The organism is Sphingosinicella terrae, from assembly GCF_003347635.1.
GTDB lineage: Bacteria > Pseudomonadota > Alphaproteobacteria > Sphingomonadales > Sphingomonadaceae > Allosphingosinicella > Allosphingosinicella terrae.
In genome coordinates this window covers 1-19015 of sequence record NZ_QDFY01000017.1, presented here as the reverse complement: position 1 = coordinate 19015, position 19015 = coordinate 1, and the positions used below count along the sequence as shown (strand labels likewise).

Sequence of the window (19015 nt, the reverse complement as noted above, 5' to 3'; positions counted from 1 at the left end):
GCGGGAGACGGCCGGGAGCAGGCGGGAAATAAGTATTGCGTCCCCGATTTTGGGGACGTCGGTTGAGCCCCGGATCATGTCCGGGGCTGACGCGGGCGTCACGCTCCGCATGACGCTCCGCATCAGAAATAACCCTCCTGCTTCTTCTTCTCCATGCTCGCCGACTGATCGTGGTCGATGGCGCGGCCCTGGCGCTCCGAGGTGACGGCGACGAGCATCTCGGCGATCACCTCGGGAAGCGTCTCGGCCTCGCTCTCCACCGCTCCGGTGAGCGGGTAGCAGCCCAACGTGCGGAATCGGATCCAGCGCTCGACCGGCGCCTCCCCCGGCTCCAGCCGGAAGCGATCGTCGTCGACCATGAGGACGAGCCCATTTCGCACCACCGTCGGCCGCGGCGCGGCGAGATAGAGCGGCACGATCGGGATATTCTCCGTGTAGATATATTGCCAGATGTCGAGCTCGGTCCAGTTGGACAAAGGGAAGACCCGGATCGTCTCGCTGCGCGACTTGCGGGCATTGTAGAGATCCCACAGCTCCGGACGCTGGTTCTTCGGATCCCAGCGGTGCGAGGCGGAGCGGAAGCTGAACACCCTTTCCTTGGCGCGGCTTTTCTCCTCGTCGCGGCGCGCCCCGCCGAAGGCCGCGTCGAAGCCGTGACGGTCGAGCGCCTGCTTCAACCCTTCCGTCTTCCACATGTCGGTATGGAGGCTGCCATGGTCGAAGGGATTGATGCCCTGGCGCAGCGCCTCCGGATTGCGGTGGACGATGAGCTCCATCCCGCTCTCGCGCGCCACCTGGTCGCGCAGCGCATACATGTCCCGGAACTTCCAGGTCGTGTCGACATGGAGCAAAGGGAAAGGCGGCGGCGCCGGATAGAAGGCCTTGCGGGCGAGGTGGAGCATCACCGCGCTGTCCTTGCCGACCGAATAGAGCATGACCGGATTGTCGGTCTCGGCGACGACCTCGCGGAAGATGTGGATGCTCTCCGCCTCCAGTTGCTGGAGATGGGTGAGGTCGGTCCCGGACCGCGTGATGGGAAGCTGGGCCGTCATCACGCCGCGCTCGCCACGATGTCGGCGACCAAAGCCTCGGCGGAGACGCGGCGGGTCACCTCGCCGAGGATGACGATCACCGGCACGCCTTCGGGCAGCGCGCCGAGCAGGCGCGGAAGATCGGCGATGGACCCGGCGACGTGGCGCTGGACCGGCAAGGTCGCCGACGCGACCGCGACGGCCGGAGTGGCCGGCGACAGGCCGGCGGCGAGCGCCTCGGCGACGAACTGCGCCAGAGTCTTGCGCGGCATGTAGATGGCGGTGGTCGCGGCGGGATCGGCGATCGCGGTCCAGTCGATGTCCGTCGGCAGGCGGCCGTCGGCGCCGTGGCCGGTGACGAACTGGATCCGCCGCGCGGCCAGCCGCTCGGTCAGCGAGAAGCCCAAAGCGGCGGCGGCGCCCTGCGCGGCGGAGATCCCCGGCACGATCACCGTCTCGATCCCGGCAGCGCGGCAGGCGTCGAGCTCCTCGGTGGCGCGACCGAAGAGGAGCGGGTCGCCGCCCTTGAGTCGCACGACATTCTCGCCGGCGCGGGCGAGCGCCACGATCCGCTCGCAAATCTCCGACTGCTTGCAGGAGGGGCCGTGCCCCGCCTTGCCGACGGCGATGCGGGTCGCCTCGCGCCGGGCCAGCTCGAGGATATCGGGACCGACGAGATCGTCGAACAGGATCACGGTCGCCGACTGGAGCGCGCGCACCGCCTTCAGGGTCAGCAGCTCGGGATCGCCCGGGCCGGCGCCGACCAGGGTCACCCGGCCCTGCGGGCGGTCCTGGTCGAGGCCGAGGAACAGCGCCTCGCGGTCGCCTTCCTGCGGCGTGCGGTCGACCTGATCCCAGGCCAGGCGGGTGAAACGCTCCCAGAAGCGCCGCCGGTCGCGGAAGCTGCCGAAGCGCGCCTTGACCAGGGGCCGCCAGCGCGCCGCGGCGCGGGCCCAGCCGGAAAGGCCGAGCGGGAGCACGCTCTCGATGCGGGCGCGGATCGACTGGCCGAGCATCGGGGCAGCGCCGTCGGTCGAGATGGCCAGCACCACCGGCGCGCGATTGACGATCGTGCCGACCTGGAAATCGCACAGGTCGGTCTGGTCGATCATGTTGACCGGCACTCCGCGCGCGCGCGCGGCGGCGACGAAAAGCCGCGCCGCCTCGCCGTCGCCGAGATCGCCGAAAGCGAAGATGGCGCCGTCGAGATCGGCCCCGTTCCACGCGCGCGGCTCGACGGTGATGCGGCCGGCGGGCGGTGCAGAGGCCAGCTCGGCGAAGAGGGCGGCCTTGGCCTCGTCGCCGGCGACGACCCGGAGGTCGGCTCCGGCGGCGAGCAGCAATTCGGCCTTCCAGAGCGAGGCCGGGCCGCTGCCGGCGAGCACCACCTTGCGGCCCTCGACCTTGTGGAAGAGCGGCAAATTGGGCAGCGGCGCGATCCGCGCCGGCCGCACCGGCGCAGGCGTTCGCGGCGCCGCCGTCGGGATCCCGGTCACCTTGGTCATGCCGCCCTCACCAGCCGGCCGCTCGAATCGACGTGGAGGCCGCATTCGCGCTGATTGTCATTCTCCCACCACCAGCGGCCGGCGCGCTCGGCCTCGCCCGGGCGGGTGGCGCGGGTGCAGGGCTCGCAGCCGATCGACGGATAGCCGCGGGCATGGAGCGGGTTGACCGGCACGCCCTCGGCCTCGACGAACTCGGCGACCCGGTCCCGGCTCCAGTCGAACAAGGGCGCGACCTTGAGCAATTCGTGATCCAGGTCCCAGCTCGCCACGGGCACGGCTTCCCGCGCCGTCGACTGGTCGGCGCGCAGGCCGGTCACCCAGGCGGCGGCGGCGGCCAGGGCGCGGCCGAGCGGCTCGACCTTGCGGATGTTGCAGCAGGCGATCCGCGCATCCTTGGATTCGTAGAAGCCGTCGCGGCCGTTGCGCTGGACATAGGCCTCGACCGCCGCCGGATCGGGCGCGAAGCCGCGGATCGAGAGGCCGTAGCGCGCCTCCGTCTCCTTCCACAGATCGTAGGTCGAGGGGAACAGCCGGCCGGTGTCGAGGGTGACGATGTCGATGTCCAGGCCCAAGCCCGCGGCGACATGGGTGATCGCCTGATCCTCGATGCCGAAGCTGGTGGTGAACACGATCCGGCCCGCCACCGCCTCGCGAAGGGCGATCAGCCGCTCCGCCGGCGTGGCGCCGGCGATCCGGGGGAGCGCGGCCGTACTCATGCCGCCTCCCGCGCGGCGCGGCGCCGCTTGAAGACCGAGACGCGGCCGTCGCGGGTGTCGACGTAATTGTCGCTGAACTGGTGCGGCGCCAGCTGCCATTGGCCGACAGGCAGGCGCGCCGCCTGCTCGTCGCTGATCTCGACCTCGTCGAAGCCGCTGTGAAGGGCGAAGGCGAACTGGTCCGGAAGGATCCGCCCGGTGGCGCGCAGCCGGCCGCGATAACCCTGCTCGCGCAGCATCCGGGCGAGGCTGAAGCCGCGCCCGTCGCTGAACTTGGGGAAGTCGATCGCGACCAGCGCCAGCCGGTCGAGATGCGACGCCAGCCGCGAGGGATGGACATGGTTGGGCAGGTCGACGCCGACCGGCCGGTTCGATCCGGATTCGAGCGCCTCCTCGAGGCCGTCGAACGGAACGATCACCCCCTCGGCGGAGGGATCGGCGCGGTCGAACGGATCGGCCTGCAGGCCTTCGCGGTCAAGCAGCGGCACGGACTGGCTCCTGGGGCTGGAGGGCGGGCTTGAACGGATCGAGGCCGACCCGGCGCACGGTGTCGATGAAGGTCTCGGCCTCGTCGGTGCGCAAGGCGAGATAGACGTCGACGATCCGCTCGATCGCCGCCGGCACCTCGTCCGCATCGATCCCCGGCCCGAGCCGCTCGCCCAGCGAGGCGAGGTCGCCCGGCTCGCCGCCGAGGGTGATCTGGTAATTCTCCACCCCGGCCTTATCGAGCCCGAGAATGCCGATGGCGCCGACATGGTGGTGGCCGCAGGCGTTGATGCAACCGGAGATCTTGATGCCGAGCGGACCGATCGCCCGCTCCCGCTCTGGATCGGCGAAGCGGCGCGAAATCTCCTGCGCGATCGGGATCGACCGGGCGGTGGCGAGCTTGCAATAGTCCATGCCCGGGCAGGAGATGATGTCGGTGACGAGGCCGCTATTGGCCGTCGCCAGCCCGGCCTCGACCAAAGCCGCCCAGACCTCCGGCACGTCGTCCAGCCGCACGTGCGGCAGGACGATGTTCTGGACATGGGTCACGCGAAGCTCGTCGGCCGAGAAGCGCTCGGCAAGGTCGGCGAGAACCCGCATCTGATCCGAGGTGGCGTCGCCCGGCGGCGCGCCGATCGGCTTCAGCGAGACGGTCAATGCGGTGTAGCCCGGCGCCTTGTGCGGGAAGAGGTTGGTCCGGGCGAAGCGGGCGAAATCGGGGTCGCGAGCCGCCTTCTCGAAAGCCTCCGAGCGCGCCGGAAGCGCCTCGAAGGCGGGCGGAGCGAAATAAGCGGCGATCCGCGCCACCTCAGCTGCGTCGACCTCGACCGCCCCCCGGTCGATCCGGGCATATTCCTCCTCGACGCGGGCGACGAACGCCTCGGTGCCGAGCTCGTGGACCAGGATCTTGACGCGCGCCTTGTACTTGTTGTCGCGCCGCCCTTCGAGATTGTAGACCCTGAGGATCGCCTCGAGATAGGGGAGCAGCTCCTCCCGGGGGAGGAACTCGCGGACCGGCTTGCCGATCATCGGCGTGCGGCCGAGCCCGCCGCCGACGGTGACGCGATAGCCGATCCTGCCTTTCGCATCGGCGACGATGCGCAGGCCGATGTCGTGCACCGCCACCGCCGCCCGATCGACCGCAGATCCGGTCACCGCGATCTTGAACTTGCGCGGCAGGAAGCTGAATTCCGGATGCAGGGTCGACCATTGCCGGATCAGCTCCGCGGTCGGGCGCGGATCCTCGATCTCGTCGGCGGCGACGCCGGCGAAATGATCGGCGGTGACGTTGCGGATGCAATTGCCGGACGTCTGGATGCACTGCATCTCGACGTCGGCGAGCAGCTCGAGCATGTCGGGCACGTCGCGCAGCCGCGGCCAGTTATACTGGATGTTCTGGCGCGTGGTGAAATGGCCATAGCCGCGGTCGTAGCGGTCGGCGATCAAGGCGAGCTGGCGCATCTGCCGGCCGCTCAGCGTTCCGTAGGGAATGGCGACCCGCAGCATGTAGGCGTGAAGCTGGAGATAGAGGCCGTTCATCTGCCGCAGCAGGGTGAACTCCTCCTCGGTCAGCGACCCGTCGATGCGGCGGCGCACCATCTCGCGGAACTGCGCGATGCGCTCGCGCACCAGGCGCTCGTCGAACTCGTCATAGCGATACATGAGACAGCTCCTCGCGCGCCTGCGGGCCGAAATCGTGGCGGACGGTCGGTCCGCATACCCGGATGCGCTCGCGATAATGATTCGGAACGGCGGCGCCGGAGGGATCGAGCGTCACCGTGAACAGGAAGGGCTCGGCGACGGGACCGCCGCTCTCGACCTCGGCCAGCGCCGCCTCGAGCCGCTGCGCGCCCGCCTCGTCGGTGGCGACCAAAGCGGCCGACAGCGAGCGGTCCCAGCCGGCGCCGGTGTGAAAGACGACATCCCCGTCGAGCAGGTCGCTCGCCGAGAGCACCAGCGGGAGGGCGGGTCGCTTTCCTGCCATGGTCTCGATCCTTCCTCGTCACGGATTGGAAGATTATTCCAATCCGATGGTTCTCGGCGCAGGAACGATCCTGCCGGCGGCGGACGCGCAACTGCGCCGGAAACACGCTAGATACTCTGCCATCGGGCGATCACAAGCGACCCGGCGAGAAAGCTTCAATGTTGCCGCCGCTCTCCCTTGATCGGCAATATTCTTCTAATTCCGCCTCGAATTGGGGATGGATGCGCCATCGCGACGAGAATCTTACTGCACTGCAATAAAAAGCAGCGGCAGACCCTTTCGGCGACGTGAACTTTTCACATTGTGCAGTGCAACAATTGCAACAAGACTGTCATCGGTTCCGGCAAGCCGGTCTTGGCGGGAGCAGCAGACGGGCAGGTGCCGGCGCAGTTCGCCGGCGTCCGGACAAGGCTGCCAGCCACGGCCCGGGCGGGGCCAGCGGAGGAGAGGATCATAACAGCCAATTCCGGGGGAGCCCCTCACATGCGCAAGAAGATGACGGTTCTAATCCTGGGACTTTACGGCGCGTTCCACGCCGCGCCCGCGGCCGCCGAAGATCTCGGCGGCGGGTTCAGCGTCAGCGGCAGCGCGACGGTCGTATCCGACTATCGCTTTCGCGGTATCTCACAGTCAGACAAGCGCTTCGCCGTCCAGGCGGGAATCTCGCTCAGTCACGAATCCGGCTTCTACATCGGCACCTGGGGCTCATCGATCGACGATTATGTCGCCGCCGGCGCCGATGCCGAGATCGACCTGATCGCCGGCTATCGCCACACCTTCGGCGGCACGACGATCGACGCCGGCGTGCTCTATTATTACTATCCCGGCGCCGGCCCGGGCAATACCGACTTCGTCGAGCCCTATATCTCGGTCGCCCATACCTTCGGCCCGGCGACGGCGAAGATCACCGCCAACTACGCACCGAGCCAGTCGGCGCTCACCGTCGGCGCCGGCGACGAGGACAATCTCTATCTGGCCGGCGACCTGTCGGTCGGCATCCCCGAGACGCCGGTGACGATCAATGCCCATCTCGGCCACAGCTTCGGGCCGAGCTACCTCACCATCGGCGACGAATATACCGACTGGAGCCTCGGCGCGACCTTCGCGTGGCGCAACCTCAGCTTCGGCATCGCCTATGTCGACACCGACGGCACCTTCATCACGCCGAGCGGACGCAACGCCAGCAAGGCCGGCGTGGTGGCGTCGGTCGGCGTCTCATTCTGAACGGGAGCGCGGCATGAAACTGATCCTGGCGATCATCAAGCCCTTCAAGCTGGAGGAGGTGCGCGACGCCCTTTCCGGCATCGGGGTCCAAGGCATGACGGTGACCGAAGTCAAAGGCTTCGGCCGGCAGAAGGGCCAGACCGAGATCTACCGCGGCGCGGAATATACGACCAACCTGATCCCGAAGGTGAAGGTGGAAATCGTCGTTTCGGACGATCTGGCGCCGCGGGTCACCGAGACCATCCAGCAGGCCGCGTCCACCGGCACGATCGGCGACGGCAAGCTGTTCGTGATCGACGTCGAGCAGGCGGTCCGCATCCGGACCGGCGAGCTCGACGAGGCGGCAATCTAGGGGGACGAAGAGATGAGAAAGAACAAGATCGGAGCGGCGCTGGCGCGGACGGGAGGCCTGCTGGCCCTCCTTGCCCTTCCCGCCACCGCTCAGGCCACCGCCGCCGCGCCGGCGCTGGCGGTGGACAAGGGCGACACCGCCTGGATGCTGACGTCGACGGTGCTCGTCATGGCGATGATCCTGCCGGGCCTCGCCCTCTTCTACGGCGGCCTCGTCAGGGCGAAGAACATGCTCTCGGTGCTGTCGCAGGTGCTCGGAATCACCGCCGTCGCCATCCTGGTCTGGGTCTGCTGGGGCTACAGCCTCGCCTTCGACGCCGGCGGCAGCTTCATCGGCGGCACGTCGAAGCTGTTCTTGTCGGGGATCACCGGCGACACCGCCGCGGCGACGTTCAGCGACGGCGTCGGCATACCGGAGCTGGTCTTCGTCGCCTTCCAGATGACGTTCGCGGCGATCACCGCCTCGCTCATCGTCGGCTCGCTCGCCGAGCGCGTGAAATTCTCGGCGATCATGATCTTCACGATCATCTGGCTGACCATCGTCTATGCGCCGATCGCGCACATGGTATGGGCGAGCGACGGCCTGATCTTCGGCTGGGGCGCGCTCGATTTCGCCGGCGGCACCGTCGTCCACATCAATTCGGGCATTGCCGGGCTGGTCGGCGTGTTCTTCGCCGGGCGCCGGATCGGCTTCCTCAAGGAGGCGATGCCGCCGCACTCGATGGTGATGACGCTGATCGGCGCCAGCCTGCTCTGGGTCGGCTGGTTCGGCTTCAACGCCGGCTCCAACCTGGAGGCGACCGGCGGCGCAGCCGTGGCGATGATCAACACCTTCGTCGCTCCGGCGGCCGGCGTGCTGGCCTGGATGATCGCCGAGCGGCTGGTCTCGGGCAAGCCGTCACTGCTCGGCGGCGCGTCGGGCGCGGTGGCGGGCCTCGTCGCCATCACCCCGGCGGCGGGGAGCTCGGGCGTGATCGGCGCCCTCTTCCTGGGGGCCCTCGCCGGCCTCGCCTGCTACGGCTTCGTCGGCTTCCTGAAGCACCGCTTCAAGCTCGACGACAGCCTCGACGTGTTCGGCATCCATGGCATCGGCGGGATCGTCGGCTCGATCGGCACCGGCATCGTCACCGCGCCCGCGCTGGGCGGGTTCGGCGCCGAGGATTACGCGATGGGGGCACAGACGCTGATCCAGGTACAGGCGGTCGTTGTCGCCATCCTGTGGTCGGCGATCGGCTCGGCGATCGCCTATGCGATCGTCAAGTTCACCATCGGGCTGCGCGTCGCCGAGGATGCGGAGCGCGAGGGCCTCGACCTCAACGAGCATGGGGAGCGCGCCTACAACATGTAGGCCGCTTTCCGTGGCGCGGGCCGGCCTCACTTCCCCGGCCGGCCCGCGCGACGTCCGCATCAGCCAAGGCGGCCCGAGCGGCCGCCTTGTCGCCTGGGAAGCCCTGTCACATAAGACGATGATGGGATCGTCGCCACTCCGCCCCGTCCGTTCGATCGCCCTGGTCGGGCTGATGGGCGCCGGCAAGTCGACGGTTGGACGGCGGCTCGCCAAGCGGCTGCGTCTGCCGTTCGTCGACTCCGACGAGGAGATCGAGCGGGCCGCCGGCCTCGCCATCTCCGAAATCTTCGAGCGCTATGGCGAGCCGCACTTCCGCGAGGGCGAGCGACGGGTGATCGCGCGGCTCGCCGGCTGCCCGCCGCGGGTGATCGCCACCGGCGGAGGCGCTTTCATCGATCCCGACACGCGGGCGCTGCTGCTCGATCGCTGCACCGTCGTCTGGCTCGACTGCGACCTCGCCACCCTGGCCGAGCGGGTCGGCCGATCGGACCACCGCCCGCTGGTCCGCGGCAAGGACCCGCGCCTGCTGCTCGGCGAGCTGGCCGAGCGCCGAAATCCCTTCTACGCGATGGCCCACCTCAGGGTCGAAAGCGACCGCTGCGCCCACGACCGGATCGTCGAGCGGATCGTCGAGGGGCTGGAGCAGGCTGCGTCCCGATAGCATCGGAACGGCCGCTCCAGGTTATGGATGGCCGCAATTTTCGAGTCGTCAAACGTAATCAGACAGCGTCGCGCAGCGGCGGTCGCTCCAGCCAAGGCGGAATGCGGTCGGCGCGGATCAGCGATTCGACGTCGAGCCGCTCGCGCACCACCGCCCAGTCGCGGCCCGACACCAGCACCTCGGGCGTGAGCGGGCGGCTGTTATAGGTGCTAGCCATCGTCGCGGCATAGGCCCCGGCGGTGCGGAAGACGACGAGGTCATCGGCCGAGACGGCGTCCATGTCGCGCTCGCTGGCGAAGGTGTCTCCGGACTCGCACACCGGACCGACCACGTTCGCGCGCATGCGACCGCCGCGCGGCGCGACCGCCTCGATCTCGTGCCAGGCGTCGTACAAGGCCGGGCGCATCAGGTCGTTCATCGCGGCGTCGACGATGACGAAGGGATCGGCGACACCGGGCTTCACCCGGACGACCCGCGAGAGCAGCACGCCGGCATTTCCGACGATCAGCCGGCCCGGCTCGAAGATCAGCCGCACGTCCCAGCCGCGCGTCGCCTGGCGGACCATGTCGCCGTAAAGCTCCGGGCTGGGCGGCGGCGGCAGCGACGGATCGTAGGGAACGCCGAGGCCGCCGCCGAGATCGGCATGGCCGATGGCATGGCCCGCCTCCCGAAGCCGCGCGATCAGGGTGCCGACCTTGGCGAAGGCATCGGCGAGCGGCGTCAGATCGGTGAGCTGGCTGCCGATATGGACGGCGACGCCCTGGATGCGCAGATTGGGCAGAGCGGCCGCGCGGGCATAGGCCGCCATCGCATCGCCATAGGGCACGCCGAACTTGTTGCGGGCCGATCCGGTGGTGATCTTCGCGTGGGTGCCGGCGGCGACATCGGGATTGACCCGGAAGGCGACGGGCGCGTCGAGACCGAGGCCGGCGGCGACCGCCGAGACCATCTCCGCCTCCTCGACCGATTCGAGGTTGAACTGGCACAAGCCGTGGCGGAGCGCATAGGCCATCTCGTCGGCGGTCTTGCCGACGCCGGAAAAGACGATCCCGTCGGCGGGCATGCCGGCGGCGCGGGCGCGGCGATATTCGCCGATCGAGACGATGTCGGCGCCGAGCCCGGCACGGGCGAGAGTCGCCAGCACGGCGGCATTCGGATTGGCCTTCACCGCATAAGCGATGAGCGGATCTTCGAGACCGGCCAGCGCGTCGCGGAAGACGCGGGCATGGCGCTCCATCGTCGCCGCCGAATAGACGTAGACCGGCGTGCCGACCGCTTCCGCGATCTCGTCCAGCGGCACGTCCTCGCAATGGAGGCGCCCGTCCCTGAGCTCGAAATGATCCATGACGGCGGCGGGCATAGAGGATGAACGGGCGCAGGGCTACAGCGGCCGTCGCGAAGCGCACCCAGGCGTCGTCGCCGTCGAATGCGTTCGTGAAGGAAAGCCCCTGCTCGTCCTCACATGCTCGAACGCCTTGATCGTGCGCCGGGATGACCTCAGGCGGTGGTCTTACGATCCCGTCAGGCGACCGCGATCTCGACCTTCTCGACCCACTCCGGGAAGAAGACGGGCTCGCGCCCCGACCAGCCCGGCGCGGTCGCCGCGGCCTCGCTGATCGACTGGAGCAGCAGACGGCGGCGCTGAGGGTGCAAGTGCGGCAGGGCCGCGGCGGCGCAGAAGGCTCCAGGCAGCCAGGGCCGCGCCGCGGCGCCGAGCAGACGCTCGTAGAGGAAACGGTAGGAGCCGAAAGCGGCCAGCCGGCCGGCGGCCAGATCGAAGGCGGTGAGCGTGACGAGGGTCGCCATCAGAGGCTCCATCTCCTCGATCACGACATCCTCGGGAATGCAGCCGCGCAGGCCCTCGAGCCGCGCATAGAGACGCGCCTGGTCGCGTATCTCGGCGGCTTCGCCCGGATTGCGCGCCCAGCGCCGCACCGCGTCGCGGCGATCGAGCCCGACGTCGAGCGATCGCCGGATGTAGCGCTGCTCGCCTTTGGAGAAGCTTCCGAATTCCGTCATCTCGGTCAGAAAGGCCTGACCGGACGCACCCCGCACCGCCTCGCTCATCGCTTCAGCTCCCTCAACCCCGCAACAGGTAACGGCAGAAGTCGAAGGGGCTTCAGCCGCCACGCGGGCCGCTCATGCGCACCGATATAGTGCGCCAGCATACCGTTTCCACCTTTGCCTTCTGATTCCCTTATAGAAAGTGGCGGGCCGCGGCGGCGGATGGAGGCGGATTTTCAGTCGGCGACGGCCGCCATGAGCAGCTCGTAGGAGCGCAGCCGCGCCTCCGGATCGTAGATCTGCGAGGTGATCATCAGCTCGTCGGCGCCGGTACGGCCGACGAAATCCCGGACGGCGGCGCGCGCGGTGGCCGGAGAGCCGATCGCCGAGCAGGAAAGGACCTGGTCGAGGATCGCCCGCGCGGACGGCGCCAGCGTGTCGGCATAGCCCGGCGAGGGCGGCGGCAGCCGGATCGGCTGGCCGGTGCGCAGCGCGACGAACGCCTGCTGGACCGAGGTCGCCAGAAGCTGCGCCTCCTCATCGGTGTCGGCGACGAAGGCGTTGAAGCCGAGCATGACATGAGGCCGGTCGAGCTGCGCCGACGGCTGGAATCGCTCGCGATAGACCCGGATCGCGTCCATCATCGCCGCCGGCGCGAAGTGGGAGGCGAAGGCATAGGGCAGGCCGAGCATCGCCGCGAGTTGGGCGCCGAACAGGCTCGAGCCGAGGATCCAGATCGGGATGGAGAGACCTTCGCCCGGTATCGCGCGGACGCGCTTGCCCTCGCCGCCCTTGAGATAGTCCATCAGCTCGACGACGTCGCGCGGGAACTGGTTCTCGTCGGAGGCGAGATTGCGGCGCAGCGCATGAGCGGCGGCCTGATCGGTGCCGGGCGCCCGGCCGAGGCCGAGATCGATCCGGCCGGGGAAGAGCGATTCAAGCGTGCCGAACTGCTCGGCGATGACGAGCGGCGCATGATTGGGCAGCATGATCCCGCCGGCACCGATCCTGATCCTCTCGGTGCCGGCACCGACATAAGCGAGCGCGACCGCGGTCGCCGCGCTGGCGATGCCCGGCATCGAATGATGTTCCGCCATCCAGAAGCGCTTGTAGCCGAGCCGCTCGCCCAGACGGGCGAGATCGAGGGCGTGGCGGAAGGCGGTGCCGGCATCGCCGCCTTCGACGATGGGCGCGAGATCGAGAATGGATAGATTTGTCATGCCGGCGAGATGGGGATGCGGGCACGGGACGTCCAGCGATCGCATGCGGCCGCCCTCGATTCCGGCGCTGACCGGATCGCGCGCGGGTCATCCCCGATGTCCATCGCGGCCTGGGGTCCGCCGAAGACGCCCTGCCCCGGAGCCGGCGATGCGGCGGCGCCGGCGAGCACGCGCTGCTGCGGGTGACAGGCGACGGCATCGCCTTCGCCGCCTCGCCGCGCGAGTGGCGTCCGGCGGCGAGGAGGGAGCTTTCCGCTTCGTCGCCGAGACCGATGAGGAAGGCGAGTCCGGCCGCTCCGAGATCCGGCTCGGCCTCCGGGGGGCGACCGCCTCCTGCTCTCGCTTGACGGCGAGAGCCGAATTGTCGTCCGGTGCGCCGGCTTCGATCCCGGCTGAGGCCGGCCATGCATCCTATCGTCCAGCCGCACGTTGGGCGGGCGTTCACCAGGAGGAGCGACCATGACCGATCTCAGCCAGATCCGCGAGCATATGGAGGTGATCGGTGCCGACGGCGTCCGTGTCGGCACCGTCGACAAAGTGGAAGGCCATCGCATCAAGCTGATCAAGGCGGACAGCGGATCGCACAGCGATCATCACCATTATCTTTCGGCGGGCCTGATCGCCGCCATCGAGGGCGACACGGTGCGTCTGTCGGCCAATGGCGATGCCGCGGTGCTGCTCGAGGAAGAGGAAGGCGGCGGCGGCCTCGATTGAGGGACGATCCCCTCCCTGCGGGCAGGGAGGGGAGACTCGATCATTCGTGCCGCAGGGCGTCGATCGGGTTGAGCGAGGCCGCCCGGCGCGCCGGGAAATAGCCGAAGACGATGCCGATCAGCGCCGAGACGCTGAACGCCACCAGGTTGATCTGCGGGTCGAACAGGAACGGCACCTGGATGAGGGGTGCCATGATCAACGTCGCCACCAAGGCGAGGACGAGGCCGATCAGGCCTCCCAAGCAGGCCAGCACCACCGCCTCGACCAGGAACTGCATGAGCACCTCGCCTGCGACGGCGCCGATGGCGAGGCGGATGCCGATCTCCCGCGTCCGCTCGGTCACCGACACCAGCATGATGTTCATGATGCCGATGCCGCCGACGATCAGGCTGACCGCCGCGACCGCGCCCATGACGGCGGTGAGGATCCGGGTGGTCCCTTGCAGCGTCTCGGAGATCTGCCGGGTGTCGAAGATGTTGAAATTGTCCTGCTCGCCCGGGCCGATATTGCGGCGCTGACGGAGCAGCTGCTCGATCGAGGCCTGGACGGAGCTGGTCTCGTAAGCCTCGTCGACGGCCACCATGATGAAGCGGATGTCGCGATTGCCGGTGAAGCGGCGCTGCACCGCCTTGATCGGCATGATGACGGTATCGTCCTGGTCCTGGAAGCCGCCCTGGCCGCGGGAGGCGAGCGTGCCGATCACCTCGCAGGCGACGTCGCGGACGCGGAAGCGCTGGCCGACCGGGTCGGTGCGAGGGAACAGGTTCTGGCGAACCGTGTTGCCGATGATGCAGACCGCCTTGCCGGCCTGCTCCTCGGCCGGTGTCCAGATCCGCCCGTCGGTGAGCTCCCATTGCTGGGCGACGAAGAACTGGCTGGTCGTGCCGGCGACGGTCGTCTGCCAGTTGGCGGCGTTGCGCACCGCCAGGGCCGAGCTCTGCGCCTGCGGCGCGACGGCGCGAACGCCGGCAATCTGCTGCTGGATCGCGTCGACATCCCCCATGTCGAAATCCGGCGCCTGCGCGCCGCCGCCGCCGCGGCCGAAGCCCTGGCCAGGCCGGATCTGGAGGATGTTGGCGCCCAGGCTGGAGATCTGCTCGGTCACCGCCGCGGTCGCGCCCTGCCCCAGAGTCACCATCGTCACGACGGCGGCAACGCCGATGACGATGCCGAGCACGGTGAGGAAGGAGCGCAGCAAATGGCGCCTGATCTCCCGGATGGCGAGGATGACGGTGGTGAAGAACATGTCACCCTACTCCGGATTTCTCCCCTCTCCCATTTCGGGAGAGGGAGGGGCCCGCCGCGAAGCGGTGGGAGGGTGAGGGCCGGGCGCTGTCACCCTCATCCAACTGCGCCTAGGCTCCTTCGTCGCCAAGGCTTCGTATCCTTCTCCCGTCAAGGGAGAAGGGGTGCGAGCGGGGGAACTCCTCACGCCGGCACTCCGGCGCCGACCTGCTCGACCTTCTCCACCAGTCCGTCGCGGAAATGGACGATCGTCCGGGCATATTCGGCCATTTCGGGCTCGTGGGTCACCATCAGCACGGTGATGCCGGCATCCCGGTTGAGCCCGGTCAGCAGCTCCATGATCTCGACCGAGGTCCGGGTATCGAGATTGCCGGTCGGCTCGTCGGCGAGCAAGACGTCGGGGCTGGTGACGATGGCGCGGGCGATGGCGACCCGCTGCTGCTGACCGCCGGAAAGCTCGGCCGGCGTGTGGTCCCACCATTGGGTGAGTCCGACCTTGTCGAGCGCCGCCATCGCCAGCTCGCGGCGCTTGGCCTTGTCCTCGCCGCGATAGAGCAGAGGCAGCTCGACATTTTCGAGCGCGCTGGTGCGGGCGAGCAGGTTGAAGCCCTGGAAGACGAAGCCGAGATAGCGCCGCCGCAGCAGCGCCCTCTGGTCGCGGTCGAGCCGCTCGACCGACACGCCCTTGAAGCGGAAGCTGCCGCCGGTGGGCACGTCGAGGCAGCCGAGGATGTTCATCGCCGTCGACTTGCCGGAGCCCGACGGGCCCATCACGGCGACGAAATCCCCGGCCTCGACGTGGAGGTCGATGCCCTTCAGCGCCTGGAAGGCGGTCGCGCCGGCACCGTAGGTCTTGGTGACGCCGCGCAGCTGGATGATCGGATCAGCGGCCACCGCTCGCGCCGCCCTCCTGGGCTGCGCCCTGCCCGCCTTGCCGCGCCGGCGCCTGTCCTGCCGGTGCCGCCGCCGGCGCGTCGCCGCCGCGACCGCCGCCATTGCGCTCGCCATTGCCGCCGCCACTGCCCTCGCCGCCGCGCCGGCTGCCGCGATCCTGGGTCTGGCCGGCGGCGAGCCGGGCGGTGATCACCTCCATGCCGGGGCGAAGATCGCCGCCGACGATCTCGGTCTGCGAACCGTCGCTCTCGCCGACCACGACCTGGACCGGCTGCGGATTGCCGTCGGCGCTTACGACATAGATGGTCTGACGGCTGCCGCGCCCGATCGACACCTGCCGCTCCGGCCGGCCGCGCATCCCGCGCGGCCCCCGCGGCACGAGCACGCTGGTGACTCCGCTCTTCTGCTGGCCCGTCCCCTGCTCCGGCGAGAAGCGGAGTGCCGCATTGGGCACGAGCAGGACATTGCGCCGCTCGGTGGTGACGATTTCCGCGGTCGCGGTCATTCCGGGCCGCAGCAGCAATTCGGGATTCTGGACGGAAAGCGCAGCGGTATAGGCGACGACGCTGCCGGTGGTGGCGCTGGCAGTGCTGCCGCTCGCCGTGCCCGAGGCATTGGCGCCGACATCGACGCGGTTCACCTGCGCCTCGAAAGTGCGGCCGGGATAGGCGTCGACGGTGAAGGTCGCGCGCTGGCCCTCGCTGACCTGGCCGACATCGGCTTCGTCGACGCGGACCTCCAGCTCCATCGCCGCAAGATCCTCGGCGATGGTGAACAGCACCGGCGCCTGGAAGGACGCGGCGACGGTCTGGCCCGGATCGATCTGGCGCGAGAGCACGACGCCGGTCACCGGCGAATAGATGGTCGCCTTGGACAGGTTGGTCTGGGCCGAGCTCAATTGCGCCCGGGCCTGGGCGACCTGCGCCTGGGCCGCGCGCACGCCGGCGATCGCGCGCCGGTTCTCGGCGCGGGCGGAGTCGAGCTCGGTCTCGGACGGGACGCGGCCGCCGGACAGCCGGAACACCTCCTCCTGGCGGGCGAGATTGGCGCGTGCCTGCGCGGCCGAGGCTTCGGCGGTGGCGACCTGCGCCTGGGCGGCGGCGAGCCCGGCCTGGGCCTGGACGATCGTGTCCTGGAGGCGCGAGGTGTCCAGCCGCGCCAGCGGCTGGCCCACCGTCACCCGGTCGTTATTGTCGACGAACACCTGGGTCACCAGCCCGGACTGCTCCGAGCCGACCTCGACCTGGTTGGTCGGCTGGAGATTGCCGGTCGCCGACACGGTCACCGTCAGATTGCCCCGCCGCGCGGTCTCGGTCGCATAGCCGCCGCCGGCCTCGCCGGCGAAGCAGCGCGACAGCAGGAACAGCAAAGCGACGAGGCCGAGCGCGGCGAGGATCCATTTCGGCCGGCGCCACCAGGGCCGCGCCGGCGGCGCACCGAGGAAGTCGTCGAGGTTCCCGGCGCCGGCCGCCGGCGCGGCCGCGTTGGTGACGGTCGTGCTGCTATCGTTCATATATTGGTCCCGGTGTCCGGCGCGGCGAGCGGGTCCCACCCGCCGCCGAGCGCGCGATAGAGCTGGACGAGCGCGAGCGTCTCGTCGCCGCGCGCGCCGGCAAGGCCGTCGCGGGCGGAGAGCAGCGAACGCTCGGCCTCCAGCAGGGTCTGGAAATCGGTCAGGCCGGAGCGATACTGGGTGCGGGCGAGCAAGGCGGTATTGCCCGCCGCCTCGAGCGCGACGGCGAACTGAGTCTGGCGCTCGCGTGCGGCGCGGACCGAGATCAGGGCATTCTCGACGTCCTCCAGCGCGGTCAGGACCGACTGGCGATAGCCGGCGAGCGCGCCCTCCGTCGCCGCCTGCTGCGAGCGAAGCTGCGAGCGCAGCCGGCCGCCGTCGAACAGGGTCTGGTCGATGCCGGCGAAGATCGCGCCGGTGATGGCGTTGAACAGCCCGCCGAGGGAGAAGGCCGAGGTGCCGATATTGCCGCTGAGCCGGAGCCCCGGATAGAGCTGGGCTTCGGCGACGCCGATCCGCGCCGTCGCCGCGGCGAGGCTGCGCTCGGCGGCGCGAACGTCGGGGCGCTGCCGCAGCGTGTCGGCGGGAATGCCGACCGCGACATCGTCCGGCCCCTCCGGGATCGGCTGCGCCGCCGAGAGCAGGTCGGTGAGCGTGCCGGGCGCGCGGCCGGTGAGGACGGCGAGCCGGTAGGTCGCGCTGGTGAAGGCATTTTCGAGATTGGGGATCGAGGCGGCGGTCTGCGCCCGGGCGGCGCGCGCCTGCTCGGAATCGATCGAGGAGACCAGTCCCGCCTGCACCCGCCAGCCGGCGATCTGAAGATTGTCGTCGGCGATGGCGAGCGTGTCGCGGGCCAGGGCAAGCCGCTCCTGGGCAAGGCGCGCCTGGACATAGTTGCTGGCGACCTCGCCGGCGATCGCCACCCGCAGCGCCTCGCGGTCGAACAAAGCCGCCTCGGCATCCGCTCCGGCCGCCTCGATGCCCCGCGCGATCCGGCCGAACAGGTCGATCTCCCAGGCGGCGTCGGCGCCGACGTCGAAGCTCGACCGGTCGTTGCCGCTGCCGACACTGCGCCCCGCGCCGCCGGAGGCGCCGACGGTCGGCACCAGCCCGGCCCGCGCCTGGACCAGCGCCTCGCGGGCCTGGGTCAGCCGCGCCGCGGCGACGGCGAGGTCGAGATTGCCGGCGCTCGCCTCGTCGATCAGGCGGGTCAGCAGGGGATCGTCGAACCGCTCCCACCAACGGGCAAGCTCGGCCGGATCCTGCGCCGCGGCAGTGCCCGCTCCGACGTCGCCGCGATAGGTCCAGGGCACCGAGAGGGCCGAGGCTTCCGGCGCGCGATAGTCCGGCCCCAGCGTCGTGCAGGCACTGGTCGCCAGCGCGGCGAGGGCAAGGGGAAAGGCAGACCTCATGGATGATCCAGTTGGGGGTGCGGTGTCGCCATATTATGTCCGACGAGAAAGGAATGTGTCGCAAAATGTGTCGGCGGCGGGGCGGCGATAGTCACTCCGGTATTGTTACCAGAACATTCCTGACTGCGATGCGTGGCGGCGGCGTTTCCGCCGATCCGGGGTCACGAGCAATGGCCATGGAGAGGAGCCGGTTGCCAGTGGATGGCGCGTCAGAGCCTTTCGACTAATGCCGCAGCGGGGAGCCGGAATGACCGGCCTGTGCTTCAACCGCGTGGCGGCTGATCTGCAAATGCAAGCTGCACCGTGACCGGCACGAATTCGCCGGCGCGCTGATCGATCGCGGCCGCGGTGGCTAGGGCATCCGTGCACGACGTCGGCATCAGCGTCTTCCAAATCGACCATCGGCCAGGGTGTGGGAGCAAGTTCTCGCGAATCGGGAGCACCGAGCGCCATGATCGGGCCGAGGCAGGAAAACGGCCTCAATTCACCAGGTAGGCTGGAGTTTGCCGCTAACAGCTTGACGAATATAGCCAATCCGCGGGCGGGAGGATCCAATTGAGTATTGTGTCCCCGAAACTAATGTGCACCGCCCTTGAACCAGCCAGTGCGCGACAGCTGCGCCAGGCCTTCCGCATCGTGCGGATCGCTCTTGTTCACGCGCGCCGACAGCACGCCCTTGGCATGGCGGGCGCAGATGCACACGGCCG

General features: G+C 69.3%; 18 protein-coding genes. 5 read left to right on the top strand and 13 right to left on the bottom strand.

Translation table 11 applies throughout. The features are described from left to right. Positions 1 to 122: 122 nt before the first annotated feature. Genes cysD through DDE10_RS21095 form a run of 6 tightly spaced genes read right to left on the bottom strand, consistent with a single transcriptional unit; the run spans position 123 to position 5722 of the window. Positions 123 to 1052 (bottom strand): sulfate adenylyltransferase subunit CysD, encoded by a 930-nt coding sequence (gene cysD / locus DDE10_RS21120; RefSeq protein ID WP_114954787.1) that lies wholly within the window; start codon positions 1050 to 1052, stop codon positions 123 to 125. After that, the gene (cysG, locus tag DDE10_RS21115) at positions 1052 to 2536 is read right to left on the bottom strand and encodes a siroheme synthase CysG (RefSeq protein ID WP_114954786.1); all 1485 of its coding nucleotides are present in this window, start codon (positions 2534 to 2536) and stop codon (positions 1052 to 1054) included. Before cysG ends, cysD begins: the two co-directional genes overlap by 1 nt. Next, positions 2533 to 3252 carry a phosphoadenylyl-sulfate reductase gene (locus DDE10_RS21110; protein ID WP_114954785.1) on the bottom strand — a complete coding sequence of 240 codons (720 nt, stop codon included), beginning with the start codon at positions 3250 to 3252 and terminating at the stop codon, positions 2533 to 2535. Before DDE10_RS21110 ends, cysG begins: the two co-directional genes overlap by 4 nt. After that, a complete protein-coding gene (locus DDE10_RS21105) occupies positions 3249 to 3740 on the bottom strand; it encodes a DUF934 domain-containing protein (protein WP_114954784.1) in 492 nt (163 codons plus the stop codon). Before DDE10_RS21105 ends, DDE10_RS21110 begins: the two co-directional genes overlap by 4 nt. Beyond that, positions 3727 to 5400 carry a nitrite/sulfite reductase gene (locus tag DDE10_RS21100; protein ID WP_114954783.1) on the bottom strand — a complete coding sequence of 558 codons (1674 nt, stop codon included), beginning with the start codon at positions 5398 to 5400 and terminating at the stop codon, positions 3727 to 3729. The genes DDE10_RS21105 and DDE10_RS21100 overlap by 14 nt, the downstream gene beginning before the upstream one ends. Continuing rightward, entirely contained in the window at positions 5387 to 5722 is a 336-nt protein-coding gene (locus DDE10_RS21095; protein WP_114954782.1) for a DUF2849 domain-containing protein, read from the bottom strand. Before DDE10_RS21095 ends, DDE10_RS21100 begins: the two co-directional genes overlap by 14 nt. 483 nt (positions 5723 to 6205) lie before the next feature. Between DDE10_RS21095 and DDE10_RS21090 the strand changes: the two genes are divergently transcribed. The 4 genes from DDE10_RS21090 (at position 6206) to DDE10_RS21075 (ending at position 9306) form a co-directional block, all read left to right on the top strand. Next, positions 6206 to 6946 carry a TorF family putative porin gene (locus DDE10_RS21090; RefSeq protein WP_114954781.1) on the top strand — a complete coding sequence of 247 codons (741 nt, stop codon included), beginning with the start codon at positions 6206 to 6208 and terminating at the stop codon, positions 6944 to 6946. 13 nt (positions 6947 to 6959) lie between these two features. After that, a complete protein-coding gene (locus DDE10_RS21085) occupies positions 6960 to 7298 on the top strand; it encodes a P-II family nitrogen regulator (RefSeq protein ID WP_114954780.1) in 339 nt (112 codons plus the stop codon). 12 nt (positions 7299 to 7310) lie between these two features. After that, positions 7311 to 8645, top strand: coding sequence for an ammonium transporter (locus tag DDE10_RS21080; protein WP_114954779.1), 1335 nt, complete (start codon positions 7311 to 7313; stop codon positions 8643 to 8645). 118 nt (positions 8646 to 8763) lie between these two features. Further along, positions 8764 to 9306, top strand: a complete 543-nt coding sequence (locus DDE10_RS21075; protein WP_114954832.1) for a shikimate kinase — start codon at positions 8764 to 8766, stop codon at positions 9304 to 9306. Between the two features lie 58 nt (positions 9307 to 9364). On the opposite strand, the gene lysA is transcribed toward DDE10_RS21075, so the two are convergent. From lysA to DDE10_RS21060, 3 genes are all read right to left on the bottom strand, one after another. After that, complete coding sequence (gene lysA / locus DDE10_RS21070) at positions 9365 to 10651, bottom strand: diaminopimelate decarboxylase (protein WP_114954831.1); 1287 nt, start codon at positions 10649 to 10651, stop codon at positions 9365 to 9367. 176 nt (positions 10652 to 10827) lie between these two features. Then, the gene (locus DDE10_RS21065) at positions 10828 to 11373 is read right to left on the bottom strand and encodes a hypothetical protein (RefSeq protein ID WP_114954778.1); all 546 of its coding nucleotides are present in this window, start codon (positions 11371 to 11373) and stop codon (positions 10828 to 10830) included. Between the two features lie 173 nt (positions 11374 to 11546). After that, on the bottom strand, positions 11547 to 12530 hold the full coding sequence (locus DDE10_RS21060; protein ID WP_114954830.1) for an LLM class flavin-dependent oxidoreductase: 984 nt from the start codon (positions 12528 to 12530) through the stop codon (positions 11547 to 11549). 459 nt (positions 12531 to 12989) lie between these two features. Between DDE10_RS21060 and DDE10_RS21055 the strand changes: the two genes are divergently transcribed. Next, entirely contained in the window at positions 12990 to 13244 is a 255-nt protein-coding gene (locus tag DDE10_RS21055; RefSeq protein ID WP_114954777.1) for a DUF2171 domain-containing protein, read from the top strand. 40 nt (positions 13245 to 13284) lie between these two features. On the opposite strand, the gene DDE10_RS21050 is transcribed toward DDE10_RS21055, so the two are convergent. The 4 genes from DDE10_RS21050 to DDE10_RS21035 form a co-directional block, all read right to left on the bottom strand. Then, on the bottom strand, positions 13285 to 14490 hold the full coding sequence (locus tag DDE10_RS21050) for an ABC transporter permease (RefSeq protein WP_114954776.1): 1206 nt from the start codon (positions 14488 to 14490) through the stop codon (positions 13285 to 13287). Positions 14491 to 14672: 182 nt separating this feature from the next. Then, positions 14673 to 15383 carry an ABC transporter ATP-binding protein gene (locus DDE10_RS21045; RefSeq protein ID WP_114954829.1) on the bottom strand — a complete coding sequence of 237 codons (711 nt, stop codon included), beginning with the start codon at positions 15381 to 15383 and terminating at the stop codon, positions 14673 to 14675. Next, complete coding sequence (locus DDE10_RS21040) at positions 15373 to 16896, bottom strand: efflux RND transporter periplasmic adaptor subunit (RefSeq protein ID WP_114954775.1); 1524 nt, start codon at positions 16894 to 16896, stop codon at positions 15373 to 15375. The genes DDE10_RS21045 and DDE10_RS21040 overlap by 11 nt, the downstream gene beginning before the upstream one ends. Further along, positions 16893 to 18308: an efflux transporter outer membrane subunit gene (locus DDE10_RS21035; protein WP_114954774.1), complete on the bottom strand. Its 1416-nt coding sequence runs from the start codon at positions 18306 to 18308 to the stop codon at positions 16893 to 16895. The genes DDE10_RS21040 and DDE10_RS21035 overlap by 4 nt, the downstream gene beginning before the upstream one ends. Positions 18309 to 19015: the final 707 nt, after the last annotated feature.

What these genes read in the sequence shown, in the direction of transcription:
- DDE10_RS21075 (WP_114954832.1), top strand. Translation starts at nt 8,764, where the DNA reads ATGATGGGATCGTCGCCACTCCGCCCCGTCCGTTCGATCGCCCTGGTC.
- DDE10_RS21110 (WP_114954785.1), bottom strand. Translation starts at nt 3,252, where the DNA reads ATGAGTACGGCCGCGCTCCCCCGGATCGCCGGCGCCACGCCGGCGGAG.
- DDE10_RS21090 (WP_114954781.1), top strand. Translation starts at nt 6,206, where the DNA reads ATGCGCAAGAAGATGACGGTTCTAATCCTGGGACTTTACGGCGCGTTC.
- DDE10_RS21040 (WP_114954775.1), bottom strand. Translation starts at nt 16,896, where the DNA reads ATGAACGATAGCAGCACGACCGTCACCAACGCGGCCGCGCCGGCGGCC.
- DDE10_RS21085 (WP_114954780.1), top strand. Translation starts at nt 6,960, where the DNA reads ATGAAACTGATCCTGGCGATCATCAAGCCCTTCAAGCTGGAGGAGGTG.
- lysA (WP_114954831.1), bottom strand. Translation starts at nt 10,651, where the DNA reads ATGGATCATTTCGAGCTCAGGGACGGGCGCCTCCATTGCGAGGACGTG.
- cysD (WP_114954787.1), bottom strand. Translation starts at nt 1,052, where the DNA reads ATGACGGCCCAGCTTCCCATCACGCGGTCCGGGACCGACCTCACCCAT.
- DDE10_RS21095 (WP_114954782.1), bottom strand. Translation starts at nt 5,722, where the DNA reads ATGGCAGGAAAGCGACCCGCCCTCCCGCTGGTGCTCTCGGCGAGCGAC.
- DDE10_RS21080 (WP_114954779.1), top strand. Translation starts at nt 7,311, where the DNA reads ATGAGAAAGAACAAGATCGGAGCGGCGCTGGCGCGGACGGGAGGCCTG.
- cysG (WP_114954786.1), bottom strand. Translation starts at nt 2,536, where the DNA reads ATGACCAAGGTGACCGGGATCCCGACGGCGGCGCCGCGAACGCCTGCG.
- DDE10_RS21060 (WP_114954830.1), bottom strand. Translation starts at nt 12,530, where the DNA reads ATGACAAATCTATCCATTCTCGATCTCGCGCCCATCGTCGAAGGCGGC.
- DDE10_RS21035 (WP_114954774.1), bottom strand. Translation starts at nt 18,308, where the DNA reads ATGAGGTCTGCCTTTCCCCTTGCCCTCGCCGCGCTGGCGACCAGTGCC.
- DDE10_RS21055 (WP_114954777.1), top strand. Translation starts at nt 12,990, where the DNA reads ATGACCGATCTCAGCCAGATCCGCGAGCATATGGAGGTGATCGGTGCC.
- DDE10_RS21050 (WP_114954776.1), bottom strand. Translation starts at nt 14,490, where the DNA reads ATGTTCTTCACCACCGTCATCCTCGCCATCCGGGAGATCAGGCGCCAT.
- DDE10_RS21100 (WP_114954783.1), bottom strand. Translation starts at nt 5,400, where the DNA reads ATGTATCGCTATGACGAGTTCGACGAGCGCCTGGTGCGCGAGCGCATC.
- DDE10_RS21065 (WP_114954778.1), bottom strand. Translation starts at nt 11,373, where the DNA reads ATGAGCGAGGCGGTGCGGGGTGCGTCCGGTCAGGCCTTTCTGACCGAG.